12 protein-coding genes and 2 tRNA genes are annotated in these 15,094 nt (G+C 53.5%); 11 read left to right on the top strand and 3 right to left on the bottom strand.

The genetic code is table 11. The features are described 5' to 3' along the window. Position 1: 1 nt before the first annotated feature. Positions 2-1,435: a serine-type D-Ala-D-Ala carboxypeptidase gene (dacB, locus tag MOQ06_RS01460; RefSeq protein ID WP_242170186.1), complete on the bottom strand. Its 1,434-nt coding sequence runs from the start codon at positions 1,433-1,435 to the stop codon at positions 2-4. Between the two features lie 228 nt (positions 1,436-1,663). Between dacB and greA the strand changes: the two genes are divergently transcribed. Then, complete coding sequence (gene greA, locus MOQ06_RS01465) at positions 1,664-2,140, top strand: transcription elongation factor GreA (protein ID WP_006812122.1); 477 nt, start codon at positions 1,664-1,666, stop codon at positions 2,138-2,140. Positions 2,141-2,291: 151 nt separating this feature from the next. Here the strand turns inward: greA and yhbY are convergent, their stop codons facing one another. Beyond that, positions 2,292-2,585 (bottom strand): ribosome assembly RNA-binding protein YhbY, encoded by a 294-nt coding sequence (yhbY, locus tag MOQ06_RS01470; RefSeq protein WP_003861814.1) that lies wholly within the window; start codon positions 2,583-2,585, stop codon positions 2,292-2,294. Positions 2,586-2,712: 127 nt separating this feature from the next. Between yhbY and rlmE the strand changes: the two genes are divergently transcribed. The 6 genes from rlmE (at position 2,713) to MOQ06_RS01500 (ending at position 8,303) form a co-directional block, all read left to right on the top strand. Beyond that, complete coding sequence (gene rlmE, locus MOQ06_RS01475; RefSeq protein WP_003861812.1) at positions 2,713-3,339, top strand: 23S rRNA (uridine(2552)-2'-O)-methyltransferase RlmE; 627 nt, start codon at positions 2,713-2,715, stop codon at positions 3,337-3,339. Positions 3,340-3,441: 102 nt separating this feature from the next. Further along, the gene (ftsH, locus tag MOQ06_RS01480; RefSeq protein WP_003861810.1) at positions 3,442-5,376 is read left to right on the top strand and encodes an ATP-dependent zinc metalloprotease FtsH; all 1,935 of its coding nucleotides are present in this window, start codon (positions 3,442-3,444) and stop codon (positions 5,374-5,376) included. A gap of 97 nt (positions 5,377-5,473) precedes the next feature. Continuing rightward, a complete protein-coding gene (gene folP, locus MOQ06_RS01485; protein WP_193355881.1) occupies positions 5,474-6,322 on the top strand; it encodes a dihydropteroate synthase in 849 nt (282 codons plus the stop codon). Continuing rightward, positions 6,315-7,652, top strand: coding sequence for a phosphoglucosamine mutase (gene glmM / locus MOQ06_RS01490; RefSeq protein WP_148418327.1), 1,338 nt, complete (start codon positions 6,315-6,317; stop codon positions 7,650-7,652). Before folP ends, glmM begins: the two co-directional genes overlap by 8 nt. A 222-nt stretch (positions 7,653-7,874) precedes the next feature. Then, positions 7,875-8,207, top strand: a complete 333-nt coding sequence (secG, locus tag MOQ06_RS01495; RefSeq protein WP_003861803.1) for a preprotein translocase subunit SecG — start codon at positions 7,875-7,877, stop codon at positions 8,205-8,207. Between the two features lie 9 nt (positions 8,208-8,216). Further along, positions 8,217-8,303 (top strand) — tRNA-Leu (locus tag MOQ06_RS01500). Between the two features lie 152 nt (positions 8,304-8,455). Here MOQ06_RS01500 and argG read toward each other — a convergent pair. Continuing rightward, positions 8,456-9,802: an argininosuccinate synthase gene (argG, locus tag MOQ06_RS01505; protein ID WP_193355882.1), complete on the bottom strand. Its 1,347-nt coding sequence runs from the start codon at positions 9,800-9,802 to the stop codon at positions 8,456-8,458. 286 nt (positions 9,803-10,088) lie between these two features. Here argG and MOQ06_RS01510 point away from each other — a divergent pair. The 4 genes from MOQ06_RS01510 to infB all read left to right on the top strand — a co-directional run bounded on the left by MOQ06_RS01510 (position 10,089) and on the right by infB (position 15,068). Then, positions 10,089-10,165: transfer RNA gene (locus MOQ06_RS01510), tRNA-Met, on the top strand. A 207-nt stretch (positions 10,166-10,372) separates the two neighbouring features. Continuing rightward, positions 10,373-10,825 (top strand): ribosome maturation factor RimP, encoded by a 453-nt coding sequence (gene rimP / locus MOQ06_RS01515; protein ID WP_014833432.1) that lies wholly within the window; start codon positions 10,373-10,375, stop codon positions 10,823-10,825. 28 nt (positions 10,826-10,853) lie between these two features. Then, positions 10,854-12,356, top strand: a complete 1,503-nt coding sequence (gene nusA, locus MOQ06_RS01520; RefSeq protein WP_014885374.1) for a transcription termination factor NusA — start codon at positions 10,854-10,856, stop codon at positions 12,354-12,356. A gap of 24 nt (positions 12,357-12,380) precedes the next feature. After that, positions 12,381-15,068 carry a translation initiation factor IF-2 gene (gene infB / locus MOQ06_RS01525; RefSeq protein WP_022649517.1) on the top strand — a complete coding sequence of 896 codons (2,688 nt, stop codon included), beginning with the start codon at positions 12,381-12,383 and terminating at the stop codon, positions 15,066-15,068. Positions 15,069-15,094 lie beyond the last annotated feature (26 nt).

The raw sequence follows: 15,094 nt of genomic DNA on the forward strand, positions 1-15,094 counted from the left end.
GCTAGTTATTCTGGTAGATATCCTTATAGAGCCTGCTTTCGAAGCGTACCAGTGGAATACGACGATTGCGCTGGTCGGCCGGTTCGACGGCATAGCCGGAAAGATACTGCACAAATGCCATGCGTTGCCCGCTGGCTGTCGTAATAAAACCAGCAAGGTTGTATACCCCTTGCAGGGAGCCGGTTTTGGCTGACACTTTGCCATCCACGCCCGCAGCGTGAAGCCCCGCGCGGTACTGAAGGGAGCCATCGTGCCCCGCAAGCGGCAGCATCGTAATAAAGTTTAGCTCAGCGTCGTGCTGCGCAATGTACTGCAGCACCTGCATCATGGTGGCCGGAGAAATCAGGTTATGGCGCGATAAGCCGGACCCATCGACGGCGATCGTATTGCCCAGATCGATACCCGCCTGCTGGCGCAGGATCTGGCGCACGGCATCAGAACCCGCACGCCAGGTACCCGGCACGCCAAAGCGTGCGTGTCCAATCATGCGGAACACCGTGTCGGCAATCATGTTATCCGACTTTTTCAGCATAATCTTAAGCAAATCATGCAGTGGCGCGGACTGCTTGCTGGCGATCACCGTACCTGGCTCGTTCACCTGCGTCTGGCGCAGCAGCGTTCCGGTGTAGGTTATGCCCGCCTGCTTGAGTTCGTCTTTGAAAATCGCGCCGGCATACCCTGCGCCGTCCTGAATGGCGAAGGCCAGCGGCAGGGGGTCAGCGCGCTGGGAAAGGCATCCCGTTAGCGTATAGCGGTTAAGATCGCCCGGTACCACGTCCAGCTCGCAATATTGTGCCTCCGGTGAGCCTTTCGCCAGCGTACGAACCTGGCTGAACATCGTGACCGGATAGTAGGACGCAACGCGGATGAAGGCTAAATCGTTCGGTTTTGGCGCACTGTAAAGCGAGACGGAGAAGCAGTTACGGTCGACGATCGCGGCGGCTGGCGGGGCGCTAAAGCACTGCGTCATGTCGTTCCACGGCCAGCCCGGCGCTTTATCGTGGCTGGCGAAAATAGAGGTGTCGATCAGCACGTTGCCATCGATTTTTGTCACGCCGGATTTTTTCAGCGCCGCCACCATGTTGCGGACATCCTGGCGCTTAAAGGTGGGATCGCCACCAAAACGGGCGATAAGATCGCCTTTCAGTTCACCGTCCTCGACGTTACCTTTGGTTTCAAGGGTGGTGATAAAACGGAAGTCTGGCCCGAGCTGGAGCAGGGCGGCGAGGGCGGTGATCACCTTCTGGGTACTGGCAGGCAGCGCCATCTGTTGACTGTGATAGTCAATTGCGGGAGCCTGCGCGCCAACCTTCTGCACCATCAGGGCAAGGTTCGCGCCAGCGGGCAGCTGATTAATGTACTCTTCAACATTCGCGGCCTGAACGGTGAACGTTATACTGGTAGTCAATCCGATGATAAAACTGGAAAATCGCATAATCTCGCGCTAACAACCCGAAAACAAACCGTCATACTACGGTGCATGGCACCGTAAAGTAAACGATGACCCATAGTGAACTTCGCGGTAAAATACGTATCAAATTGAAAAATTGCTGCTGACCTGGGGCGTTGCTCCCGGGTCGGTTTTCTTTTTGCTTCTGGCCTGTTCAGGTGGGCTGGAGCAGGGAACACTGCTCCCAACAGGAATGTTTAAGAGGTATAACAAATGCAAGCTATTCCGATGACCTTACGTGGTGCCGAAAAACTGCGCGAAGAGCTGGATTTTCTGAAGTCCGTACGTCGCCCTGAAATCATCGCCGCTATCGCGGAAGCGCGTGAACATGGCGACCTGAAAGAAAATGCTGAATACCACGCGGCGCGTGAGCAGCAGGGTTTCTGTGAAGGGCGCATTAAGGATATCGAAGCGAAACTGTCCAATGCACAGGTAATCGATATCACTAAAATGCCAAACAATGGCCGCGTGATCTTTGGTTCTACCGTTAGCGTCCTGAATCTCGATAACGACGAAGAGCAGACCTATCGCATCGTGGGGGATGATGAAGCAGACTTCAAACAGAATCTGATTTCAGTGAATTCACCGATTGCTCGCGGCCTGATTGGCAAAGAACAGGACGATGTGGTCACCATCCGCACGCCCGGCGGTGAAGTGGAATACGAAATTATTAAGGTAGAATACCTGTAATTCGCTTCTCTACTAAGATGTTGATACATTGTAAAGAAAAGAAAAAGGCCGCATAGCGGCCTTTTATCAACTCAAGGAGCATGGCATTTTGCTCGCCTGCTGAAAGAAATCCCTCGTTTCACACACAAAATGTGTTCGATTCAGGATATCCTTAGCGTGGCAGCGAGATTTTACGCTCTTTAGATGGGCGATAGAGCACCAGCGTTTTACCGATGACCTGTACATTACAGGCGCCGGTTTCGCGCACGATGGCTTCCACGATCAGGTTTTTAGTGTCTCTGTCTTCAGAGGCGATTTTCACCTTGATCAGCTCGTGGTGTTCCAGCGCTTGTTCAATCTCGGCAAGCACCCCTTCGGTCAAACCATTGTTGCCAAGCATCACTACAGGCTTGAGCGGATGTGCCAGACCTTTAAGGTGCTGTTTTTGTTTAGTACTCAGATTCATCGTATATTTTTGCTTACGTTGGGATTGAAAACGGTTCATTCTACCGCCATCTCCCTTCTATCGCCAAATAGCTGCGTAGAAATTTACGTCACAGGCAAGCAACGATGAACCAGGACGGAAATGTTAAATGACAGGTAAAAAGCGTTCTGCCAGTTCCAGCCGCTGGCTTCAGGAACACTTTAGCGATAAATATGTTCAACAGGCGCAGAAAAAAGGGTTGCGTTCCCGCGCCTGGTTTAAACTTGATGAAATACAGCAAAGTGACAAACTTTTTAAACCGGGAATGACCGTGGTCGACCTCGGTGCGGCACCTGGCGGATGGTCCCAGTATGCGGTAACGCAGATCGGCGGAACGGGCCGAATCATCGCATGCGATCTTTTACCAATGGATCCCATTGTCGGTGTCGACTTCCTTCAGGGCGACTTTCGTGATGAATTAGTGCTTAAAGCGTTACTTGATCGTGTAGGTGACAGTAAGGTCCAGGTTGTCATGTCGGATATGGCACCAAATATGTGCGGAACACCGGCGGTGGATATCCCCCGCGCCATGTATCTGGTGGAGCTAGCGTTAGAAATGTGTCGTGATGTACTAGCGCCTGGTGGTAGTTTTGTTGTGAAGGTGTTTCAGGGCGAAGGTTTCGAGGAGTATCTTAAGGAAATTCGCTCCCTGTTTGCGAAGGTCAAAGTTCGTAAGCCGGACTCTTCCCGGGCCCGTTCCCGAGAAGTGTATATTGTAGCGACCGGGCGAAAATGATAACCGGTAGATTTCAGGCGAAAGTTTGAATGAAACTGGATATAGAGTATCCTGACGCTGTTTTTAACACAGTTGTAATATGAGGTTAATCCCTTGAGTGACATGGCGAAAAACCTAATACTCTGGCTGGTCATTGCCGTTGTGCTGATGTCAGTATTCCAGAGCTTTGGGCCCAGCGAGTCGAATGGCCGCAAGGTGGATTATTCTACCTTCCTGCAGGAGGTCAATCAGGACCAGGTTCGCGAAGCGCGTATCAACGGACGTGAGATCAACGTTACCAAGAAAGATAGTAACCGTTACACGACTTACATCCCGGTGAACGATCCTAAGCTGCTTGATAACCTTCTGACCAAAAACGTCAAAGTGGTAGGCGAGCCGCCAGAAGAACCAAGCCTGTTGGCTTCTATCTTCATTTCCTGGTTCCCGATGCTGCTTCTTATCGGCGTCTGGATCTTCTTTATGCGCCAGATGCAGGGCGGCGGTGGCAAAGGTGCCATGTCGTTCGGTAAGAGCAAGGCGCGTATGCTGACGGAAGATCAGATCAAGACCACCTTTGCTGACGTTGCAGGCTGTGACGAAGCAAAAGAAGAGGTAGGTGAGCTGGTTGAATACCTGCGCGAGCCGAGCCGTTTCCAGAAGCTGGGCGGTAAGATCCCGAAAGGCGTGCTGATGGTTGGCCCTCCGGGTACCGGTAAAACCCTGCTGGCGAAAGCCATCGCGGGTGAAGCGAAGGTGCCGTTCTTTACTATTTCAGGTTCTGACTTCGTTGAAATGTTTGTCGGTGTCGGTGCATCTCGTGTGCGTGACATGTTCGAACAGGCCAAGAAGGCAGCGCCGTGCATCATCTTTATCGATGAAATCGACGCCGTTGGCCGCCAGCGTGGCGCAGGCCTGGGCGGTGGTCACGATGAACGTGAGCAGACCCTGAACCAGATGCTGGTTGAGATGGACGGCTTCGAAGGTAACGAAGGTATTATCGTTATCGCGGCAACTAACCGTCCGGACGTACTCGACCCTGCGCTGCTGCGTCCAGGCCGTTTCGACCGTCAGGTTGTGGTCGGTCTGCCGGACGTTCGTGGTCGTGAACAGATTCTGAAAGTGCACATGCGTCGCGTACCGCTGGCGCCAGACATCGACGCGGCAATCATTGCGCGTGGTACGCCGGGCTTCTCCGGTGCCGATCTGGCTAACCTGGTCAACGAAGCCGCACTGTTCGCCGCTCGCGGCAACAAGCGTGTGGTATCAATGGTGGAATTCGAGAAAGCGAAAGACAAAATCATGATGGGTGCGGAACGTCGCTCCATGGTGATGACGGAAGCGCAGAAAGAGTCCACGGCATACCACGAAGCAGGCCACGCCATTATCGGTCGCCTGGTGCCGGAACACGATCCGGTACACAAGGTAACGATTATTCCACGTGGTCGTGCGCTGGGTGTGACCTTCTTCCTGCCTGAAGGCGACGCGATCAGCGCCAGCCGTCAGAAGCTGGAAAGCCAGATTTCAACCCTGTACGGTGGTCGTCTGGCAGAAGAGATTATCTACGGTGCGGAACATGTTTCCACCGGTGCGTCGAACGATATTAAGGTGGCGACGAACCTGGCGCGTAACATGGTGACGCAGTGGGGCTTCTCCGACAAACTCGGTCCGCTGCTGTATGCAGAGGAAGAGGGTGAAGTATTCCTGGGCCGTTCTGTGGCGAAAGCGAAGCATATGTCCGATGAGACGGCTCGTATCATCGACCAGGAAGTGAAAGCGCTGATTGAACGTAACTACGCTCGCGCTCGTCAGATCCTGAACGACAATATGGACATCCTGCACTCGATGAAAGATGCGCTCATGAAATATGAGACCATCGATGCACCGCAGATTGACGACCTGATGGCTCGCCGCGAAGTGCGTCCGCCAGCAGGCTGGGAAGACCCAGGTGCTTCCAATAATTCTGACAACAACGGCACCCCGCGTGCGCCGCGTCCGGTCGATGAACCGCGTACGCCGAACCCGGGTAACACCATGTCAGAGCAGTTGGGCGACAAGTAAGCACGACTGTTGAAGCGTTTGTCTGTACCTCAAACCCTGGAGCTTGCTCCGGGGTTTTTCTTATCTGTTAAACCATATCTATACCAGGGATTTCGTCATGAAACTATTCGCCCAGGACTCGCATCTCGACCTTTCACATCCCCATGTGATGGGGATCCTGAACGTCACGCCTGATTCCTTCTCTGACGGCGGCACGCACAACTCGCTCATCGACGCGGTTAAGCACGCGAATTTGATGATCAACGCGGGGGCCACCATCATTGACGTTGGCGGTGAATCAACGCGTCCTGGCGCGGCGGATGTTTCGGTGGAAGAGGAGCTGGCGCGCGTGGTGCCGGTGGTAGAAGCTATCGCTCAGCGCTTCGAAGTGTGGATCTCGGTAGATACCTCCAAGCCTGAGGTGATCCGCGAAGTTGCGAGAGTGGGCGCTCACATTATCAATGATATCCGCTCTCTGACCGAGCCTGGCGCTCTCGAAGCCGCTGCGGAAACCGGGCTGCCGGTGTGTCTGATGCATATGCAGGGACAGCCTAAGACGATGCAGGAAGCGCCAAAATATGAAGATGTGTTTGCCGACGTCAGCCGCTTCTTTACTGAACACATCGCACGCTGTGAACGTGCGGGTATCGCAAAAGAGAAATTGCTACTCGACCCGGGCTTCGGTTTCGGTAAAAATCTCTCTCACAATTACGCGTTGCTTGCGCGCCTGTCAGAGTTTCATCAGTTCGGCCTGCCGCTGCTGGTAGGGATGTCGAGAAAATCGATGATTGGGCAGTTGTTGAATGTCGGGCCGGGCGAACGCCTGAGCGGCAGTCTGGCCTGCGCGGTGATAGCCGCAATGCAGGGCGCGCATATAATTCGTGTCCATGACGTAAAAGAAACAGTAGAGGCCATGCGCGTGGTGGAAGCCACACTGGCAGCGAAGGGAAATAAACGCTATGAGTAATCGTAAATATTTTGGCACCGATGGCATCCGCGGGCGCGTAGGCGACGCGCCAATCACACCTGATTTTGTCCTGAAACTGGGCTGGGCTGCAGGTAAAGTACTGGCGCGTCATGGCTCCCGTAAAATCATTATTGGTAAAGATACCCGTATTTCAGGCTATATGCTGGAGTCTGCGCTGGAAGCCGGGCTGGCAGCGGCGGGGCTTTCAGCTTCCTTTACGGGGCCAATGCCTACCCCTGCTGTTGCGTATCTGACCCGCGCCTTCCGTGCCGAGGCCGGTATCGTTATTTCGGCTTCTCATAACCCGTTCTACGACAACGGTATCAAATTCTTCTCCATCGACGGCACCAAGCTGCCGGATGACGTGGAAGAGGCGATTGAAGCGGAAATGGAAAAAGAGATCACCTGCGTTGACTCCGCTGAGCTGGGTAAAGCCAATCGCATTGTTGATGCTGCGGGCCGCTACATCGAGTTTTGCAAAGGCACCTTCCCGAACGAACTGAGCCTGGCAGACCTTAAAATTGTCGTGGACTGTGCAAACGGTGCGACTTATCACATTGCGCCGAATGTTTTCCGCGAGCTGGGCGCAAAAGTGATTACCATCGGCTGCGAGCCGGATGGCCTGAACATTAACGAAGAAGTCGGGGCAACCGACGTTCGTGCCCTGCAGGCGCGCGTGCTGGCCGAAAAAGCCGATCTGGGTATTGCCCTGGACGGCGACGGCGACCGCGTGATCATGGTTGACCATGAAGGCAACAAGGTCGATGGCGATCAGATCCTCTACATTATTGCCCGTGAAGGCCTGCGTCAGGGTCAGCTGCGCGGCGGTGCGGTTGGCACGCTGATGAGCAACATGGGTCTGGAGCTGGCGCTGAAGCAGCTGGGGATCCCGTTCGTGCGCGCGAAAGTGGGTGACCGCTACGTGCTGGAAAAACTCCAGGAGAAAGGCTGGCGTATCGGCGCGGAAAACTCCGGTCACGTGATCCTGCTCGACAAAACCACCACCGGCGACGGCATTGTGGCGGCGCTTCAGGTTGTTGCCGCGATGGCGCGTAACCATATGAGCCTGCACGATCTTTGCAGCGGCATGAAAATGTTCCCGCAGATCCTGGTGAACGTGCGTTTCACCGCGGGTAAAGGCGATCCGCTGGAAAATGATAACGTCAAAGCAGTGATGGCAGACGTTGAGGCTGCCCTCGGTAACCGTGGTCGTGTCCTGCTGCGTAAGTCCGGTACTGAGCCGCTGATCCGCGTGATGGTGGAAGGTGAAGACGAAGCGCAGGTGACTGAATTTGCTCACCGCATTGCGGACGCCGTTAAAGCTGCATAATTTTTCAGAATAAGTGTTTAAAAAGGCGGCGTTTGCCGCCTTCGTTTTAAGCAATAAATGGCTTTTTGCTGTTTTTTTCCGCAGTTGATACAATGCGTCGAAAATGCCCTTGCGAAGGTGATTCGCTTTGGTTAGTATTCACACCCGCTTCAGTGGGAAACAAAATCCTGCTAATTGGTCGAAGCATTGGTATGCGGCAAATCCGCAAGGAACAGGTTGATTATGTACGAAGCTCTTTTAGTTATTTTCCTTATTGTAGCCATCGCTCTCGTAGCGCTGATTATGCTGCAGCAAGGTAAAGGCGCTGATATGGGAGCCTCCTTCGGAGCAGGCGCTTCCGGTACGCTGTTCGGTTCAAGTGGTTCTGCGAACTTCATGACCCGCACGACGGCGATTCTGGCTACGCTGTTCTTCATCATCAGTCTGGTGCTGGGCAATATCAACAGCAACAAGACCAGTAAAGGAAGCGAGTGGGAAAACCTGAGCGCGCCAGCGAAAACTGAGCAAACTCAGCCAGCTGCACCGGCTAAGCCGACCAGCGATATCCCGCAGTAAGTATTCCGTACCGAGGTGGTGGAATTGGTAGACACGCTACCTTGAGGTGGTAGTGCCCTAACGGGCTTGTGGGTTCGAGTCCCATCCTCGGTACCAATATTCCAGAAGAAAGACGTCGCAAGACGTCTTTTTTTTCGTCTGTAGATCGTGTCTGGTATTTGTTCGCCTGGTGGCGCCGCGCTTACCGGACCTGTGCAAGCCCCAATAAAAAAGGCGCCATCAGGCGCCTTCTGCATTTTTTGTGAGCGTTACTTCTTATCGCTATGTTCCAGGTTCTCAACCTGCGGCAGACCGTTACCCGAGCTTGCAGAGAGTAGTCCGTTCTCAACGTAGTTGAACAGCTTCTCACGGGTATCGGTGATGTCCAGGTTACGCATGGTCAGCTGACCAATACGATCGTCCGGGGAGAATACAGAATCACCTTTCTCCATGGTCAGACGCTCTGCTTTATAGGTCAGGTTGTCAGACACGGTATTCAGGATGGAATAATCGTTACCGCGACGCAGTTCCAGCGTCACTTCGCCGGTAATCGCGCTGGCCACCCAGCGCTGCAGGGCATCACGCAGCATCAGCGCCTGCGGATCGAACCAGCGGCCCTGATACAGCAGTTTGCCCAGCTGACGACCGTGAGAGTGATACTGTTCAATGGTGTCTTCGTTGTGAATGCCGGTCAGCAGACGCTCATAAGCGATGTGCAGCAGCGCCATCCCCGGAGCTTCGTAAATGCCACGGCTTTTCGCTTCGATGATACGGTTTTCAATCTGATCGCTCATACCCAGACCGTGACGACCGCCGATGCGGTTTGCTTCAAGCATCAGCTCAACATCGTCAGAGAAGGTTTTGCCGTTCAGGGCAACCGGATGACCGCGTTCGAAACGCACGGTCACTTCTTCTGCCGGGATCTTCACGCTCTCGTCCCAGAACTTCACGCCCATGATCGGGTTAACAATTTTTACGCTGGAGTTCAGGAATTCCAGATCCTTCGCTTCGTGCGTTGCGCCCAGCATGTTGGAGTCGGTTGAATAGGCTTTTTCAACGGACATCTTGTAGTCAAAACCACAGGCAATCATAAATTCGGACATTTCATGACGGCCGCCCAGCTCGTCGATGAAGTCGGTATCCAGCCACGGCTTGTAAATCTGCAGCTCGGCGTTGGTCAGCAGGCCATAACGATAGAAGCGTTCAATATCGTTGCCTTTATAGGTACTACCGTCACCCCAGATGTTCACGCCATCTTCTTTCATGGCGGCAACCAGCATGGTACCGGTGACTGCCCGGCCCAGCGGGGTGGTGTTGAAATAGGTCAGGCCGCCGGTCGTGTTATGGAATGCACCGCACTGGATAGCGGCGATACCTTCTGCAACCAACTGCTTACGGCAGTCAATCAGACGTGCGTTCTCTGCGCCATATTCCATGGCACGACGAGGGATCGCGTCATAATCTTCCTCGTCCGGCTGACCCAGGTTCGCTGTATATGCATAAGGAACCGCTCCCTTCTGGCGCATCCACAGCAGTGCAGCGCTGGTATCCAGGCCGCCAGAAAAAGCGATGCCAATACGTTGTCCTACCGGGAGATGCTTGAGAATCGTCGTCATATAATAAAACCCTGCTTGATTGACTGATAAGAGACCGCTTTCGCTCTCGATGCATGTTTATGCAAAATAAGTGAGTATTCATTTAATCATCTTTTATCGATGACCGAAAGAGACGCGTGCGTTTTTTGTCAAAATTTCCCTTTGATTGCCCTGGCAGATGTTGGGTTGACAGGTGGGGTCAACTATCAATATACTGAACGCCGATTTTACGTCCCGTCTTCGGTACCAAATCCCAGCATTATTTGCAAATTCTGTCCAAAACGCGTAGAATTTGCCACGTTTCAGGCGCGGGGTGGAGCAGCCTGGTAGCTCGTCGGGCTCATAACCCGAAGGTCGTCGGTTCAAATCCGGCCCCCGCAACCACTTTCCCATAAAGTTCTTTTTCAAATATACTGTGAAGACTTAGAGCCTTCGTAGCTGGATTTGAAAAAATTCTTTCGGAGAGTGCTCCAGGCCACAGTTGTGGCTATAGGGTTCAGTTATCTAAAGCCCCGATTTATCGGGGTTTTTTGTTATCTGACTACAGAATAACTGGGCTTTACGCCCTTTTTTTATGTCTTGGGGGTGGGCTTGTCCACATTAGAGCAAAAATTAACAGAGATGATTACTGCACCGGTCGAAGCACTGGGCTACGAACTGGTCGGCATCGAATTCGTTCGCGGCCGCACATCGACGCTGCGCATCTATATTGATAGTGAAGATGGCATCAATGTTGATGATTGCGCTGATGTTAGCCACCAGGTGAGTGCGGTTCTTGACGTTGAAGACCCAATTACCGTTGCGTACAACCTGGAAGTTTCCTCACCTGGCCTCGATCGCCCGATGTTCACGGCCGAGCACTATGTGCGCTTTACCGGTGAAGAAGTGGCTCTCGTTCTGCGTATGGCCGTACAGAACCGCCGTAAATGGCAGGGAATTATCAAAGCCGTTGATGGTGAAATGATCACGGTTACAGTCGAAGGCAAAGATGAAGTGTTCGCGCTGAGTAATATCCAGAAGGCGAACCTGGTTCCCCACTTTTAACAGTCTGGATTGAGGTGAAAAGCCCGCGATGAACAAAGAAATTTTGGCTGTTGTTGAAGCCGTCTCCAACGAGAAATCACTGCCGCGTGAGAAGATTTTCGAAGCGCTGGAAAGTGCACTGGCTACAGCAACCAAGAAAAAATACGAACAAGAGATCGATGTTCGCGTAGAAATCGATCGTAAAAGCGGTGACTTCGATACATTCCGTCGTTGGGTAATCGTTGAAGAAGTGACCCAGCCGACCAAAGAGATCACCCTGGAAGCGGCACGTTTTGAAGACGAAAGTCTGAACGTGGGTGACTACGTTGAAGATCAGATTGAATCTGTCACCTTCGACCGTATCACCACCCAGACCGCGAAGCAGGTTATCGTGCAGAAAGTTCGCGAAGCCGAGCGCGCGCTGGTTGTCGATCAGTTCCGCGATCAGGAAGGCGAAATCATCACCGGCGTGGTGAAGAAAGTGAACCGCGACAACATCTCTCTGGAGATCAAATCCGAAGGGATGCCGGGGAACGCAGAAGCCGTGATCCTGCGCGAAGACATGCTGCCGCGTGAAAACTTCCGCCCAGGCGACCGTATCCGTGGTGTGCTGTATGCCGTACGCCCTGAAGCGCGTGGCGCACAGCTGTTCGTGACCCGTTCTAAACCAGAAATGCTGGTTGAACTGTTCCGTATTGAAGTGCCGGAAATCGGCGAAGAAGTTATCGAAATCAAAGCGGCGGCCCGCGATCCGGGTTCCCGTGCGAAAATTGCGGTGAAAACCAACGACAAGCGTATCGACCCGGTCGGTGCTTGCGTCGGTATGCGTGGTGCACGTGTTCAGGCGGTTTCTACCGAACTGGGCGGCGAGCGCATTGATATCGTTCTGTGGGACGACAACCCGGCACAGTTCGTGATCAACGCAATGGCACCGGCTGATGTGGCGTCTATCGTGGTTGACGAAGACAAACACACCATGGATATCGCTGTAGAAGCGGGCAACCTGGCGCAGGCGATTGGCCGTAACGGTCAGAACGTACGTCTGGCGTCACAGCTGAGCGGCTGGGAACTCAACGTGATGACCGTTGATGACCTGCAGGCCAAGCATCAGGCTGAAGCCCACGCGGCGATCGATACCTTCACCAAATACCTGGACATTGACGAAGACTTCGCCACTGTGCTGGTTGAAGAAGGTTTCTCTACGCTGGAAGAACTGGCCTACGTGCCAATGAAAGAGCTGCTGGAAATTGACGGTCTGGATGAACCAACCGTTGAAGCCCTGCGTGAACGCGCTAAAAACGCACTGACCACCCTGGCACTGGCTCAGGAAGAAAGCCTTGGCGATAAGAAGCCGGCTGATGACCTGCTGAATCTGGAAGGTCTTGATCGTGCGATTGCGTTCAAGCTGGCTGCCCGTGGTGTTTGTACGCTGGAAGATCTCGCTGAGCAAGGCGTTGATGACCTGGCCGATATCGAAGGTTTAACCGACGAGAAAGCCGGCGAACTCATCATGGCCGCACGTAATATTTGCTGGTTCGGCGACGAAGCGTAATAAACTGTAGCAGGAAGGAACAGCATGACTGATGTAACTGTAAAATCGCTGGCTGCTGAGATTCAGACCTCCGTGGACCGCCTGGTACAGCAATTTGCTGATGCAGGGATCCCGAAGGCCGCTGATGACTCGGTGACCGCGCAAGAAAAACAAACCTTGTTAGCGCACCTGAACCGTGAACACGGCTCTACGCCTGACAAGTTAACGCTGCAGCGCAAAACGCGTAGCACGTTGAACATCCCTGGTACCGGTGGCAAAAGCAAATCGGTACAAATTGAAGTCCGCAAGACGCGCACCTTTGTAAAACGTGATCCGCAAGAGGCAGAACGCCTTGCTGCGGAAGAGCAGGCACAGCGTGAAGCGGAAGAACAAGCTCAGCGTGAGGCAGAAGCCACTGCCAAACGTGAAGCAGAATTAAAAGCTGAACGTGAGGCCGCAGAAAAAGCGAAACGCGACGCCGGTGAAAAAGCGAAGCGTGACGCTGCGGAAAAAGACAAAGTGAGCAATCAACAGACCGACGAAATGACCAAAACTGCCCAGGCTGAAAAAGCCCGCCGTGAAAATGAAGCTGCCGAGCTGAAGCGTAAAGCGGAAGAAGAAGCCCGCCGCAAGCTTGAAGAAGAAGCTCGCCGCGTCGCCGAAGAAGCGCGTCGCATGGCAGAAGAAAACGAGAAGAACGGTGTGAATACCGCTGAACCAACTGAAGACAACAGCGATTATCACGTAACCACTTCTCAGCATGCGCGCCAGGCAGAAGACGATAACGACCGTGAAGTTGAAGGTGGTCGTGGCCGTACTCGCAGTACAAAAGCGGCGCGTCCTGCGAAAAAAGGTAACAAGCACGCTGAATCTAAAGCTGACCGTGAAGAAGCTCGCGCAGCGGTTCGCGGTGGTAAAGGCGGTAAGCGTAAAGGTTCCGCTCTGCAGCAGGGCTTCCAGAAGCCAGCTCAGGCCGTTAACCGTGACGTTGTGATCGGCGAAACCATCACCGTTGGCGAACTGGCTAACAAGATGGCGGTTAAAGGCTCTCAGGTCATCAAAGCGATGATGAAGCTGGGCGCAATGGCCACCATCAACCAGGTCATCGACCAGGAAACCGCACAGCTGGTTGCCGAGGAGATGGGCCACAAAGTTATCCTGCGTCGTGAAAACGAGCTGGAAGAAGCAGTAATGAGCGACCGTGACACAGGCGCAGCGGCTGAACCGCGTGCACCGGTTGTAACCATCATGGGTCACGTTGACCACGGTAAAACCTCTCTGCTTGACTACATTCGTTCTACTAAGGTTGCCTCCGGCGAAGCGGGTGGTATTACCCAGCACATCGGTGCTTACCACGTAGAAACTGAAAACGGCATGATCACCTTCCTGGATACCCCGGGCCACGCAGCGTTTACCTCAATGCGTGCTCGTGGTGCTCAGGCAACGGATATCGTTGTACTGGTTGTTGCTGCCGACGATGGCGTGATGCCACAGACCATTGAAGCTATCCAGCACGCGAAAGCGGCGCAGGTACCTCTGGTTGTTGCGGTCAACAAAATCGATAAGCCAGAAGCCGATATGGATCGCGTGAAGAATGAACTGTCCCAGTACGGCGTTATGCCGGAAGAGTGGGGCGGTGAAGCGCAGTTCATCCCTGTATCTGCAAAAGCGGGTACCGGTATCGACGACCTGCTGAACGCTATCCTGCTTCAGGCTGAAGTTCTGGAGCTGAAAGCGGTTCGTAAAGGTATGGCTAGCGGCGCGGTGATCGAATCCTTCCTGGATAAAGGTCGTGGTCCGGTTGCAACCGTTCTGGTTCGCGAAGGTACTCTGCACAAGGGCGACATCGTTCTGTGTGGTTTCGAATACGGTCGCGTTCGTGCGATGCGTAACGAACTGGGTCAGGAAGTGCTGGAAGCCGGTCCGTCCATTCCAGTGGAAATCCTCGGTCTGTCCGGCGTGCCGGCTGCGGGTGACGAAGTGACCGTCGTTCGTGACGAGAAGAAAGCGCGTGAAGTGGCTCTGTATCGTCAGGGTAAATTCCGTGAAGTTAAGCTGGCTCGTCAGCAGAAATCTAAACTCGAGAACATGTTCGCCAACATGACCGAAGGCGAAGTTCACGAAGTGAACATCGTTCTGAAAGCGGACGTTCAGGGTTCTGTGGAAGCGATCTCCGACTCCTTGCTGAAACTGTCTACCGACGAAGTGAAAGTGAAGATCATCGGTTCTGGCGTAGGTGGTATCACCGAAACCGACGCCACGCTGGCAGCAGCGTCCAACGCTATCCTGGTTGGCTTCAACGTTCGTGCTGACGCTTCTGCGCGTAAGGTTATCGATGCTGAAAGTCTGGATCTGCGTTACTACTCCGTCATCTATAACCTGATCGACGAAGTGAAAGCGGCGATGAGCGGCATGCTGTCTCCTGAGCTGAAACAGCAGATCATCGGTCTGGCTGAAGTACGTGACGTGTTCAAATCACCGAAATTCGGTGCGATCGCGGGCTGTATGGTTACCGAAGGGACCATCAAGCGTCACAACCCAATCCGCGTACTGCGTGATAACGTGGTTATCTATGAAGGCGAGCTGGAATCCCTGCGCCGCTTCAAAGATGACGTTAACGAAGTCCGTAACGGCATGGAATGTGGTATCGGCGTGAAGAACTACAACGACGTTCGCGTTGGCGATATGATCGAAGTGTTCGAGATCATCGAAATTCAGCGTACCATCGCTTAATCTTCGTCAACGGAAGATTGACTGAC

The organism is Enterobacter sp. I4 (assembly GCF_022669095.1).
Classification (GTDB): domain Bacteria; phylum Pseudomonadota; class Gammaproteobacteria; order Enterobacterales; family Enterobacteriaceae; genus Enterobacter; species Enterobacter pasteurii.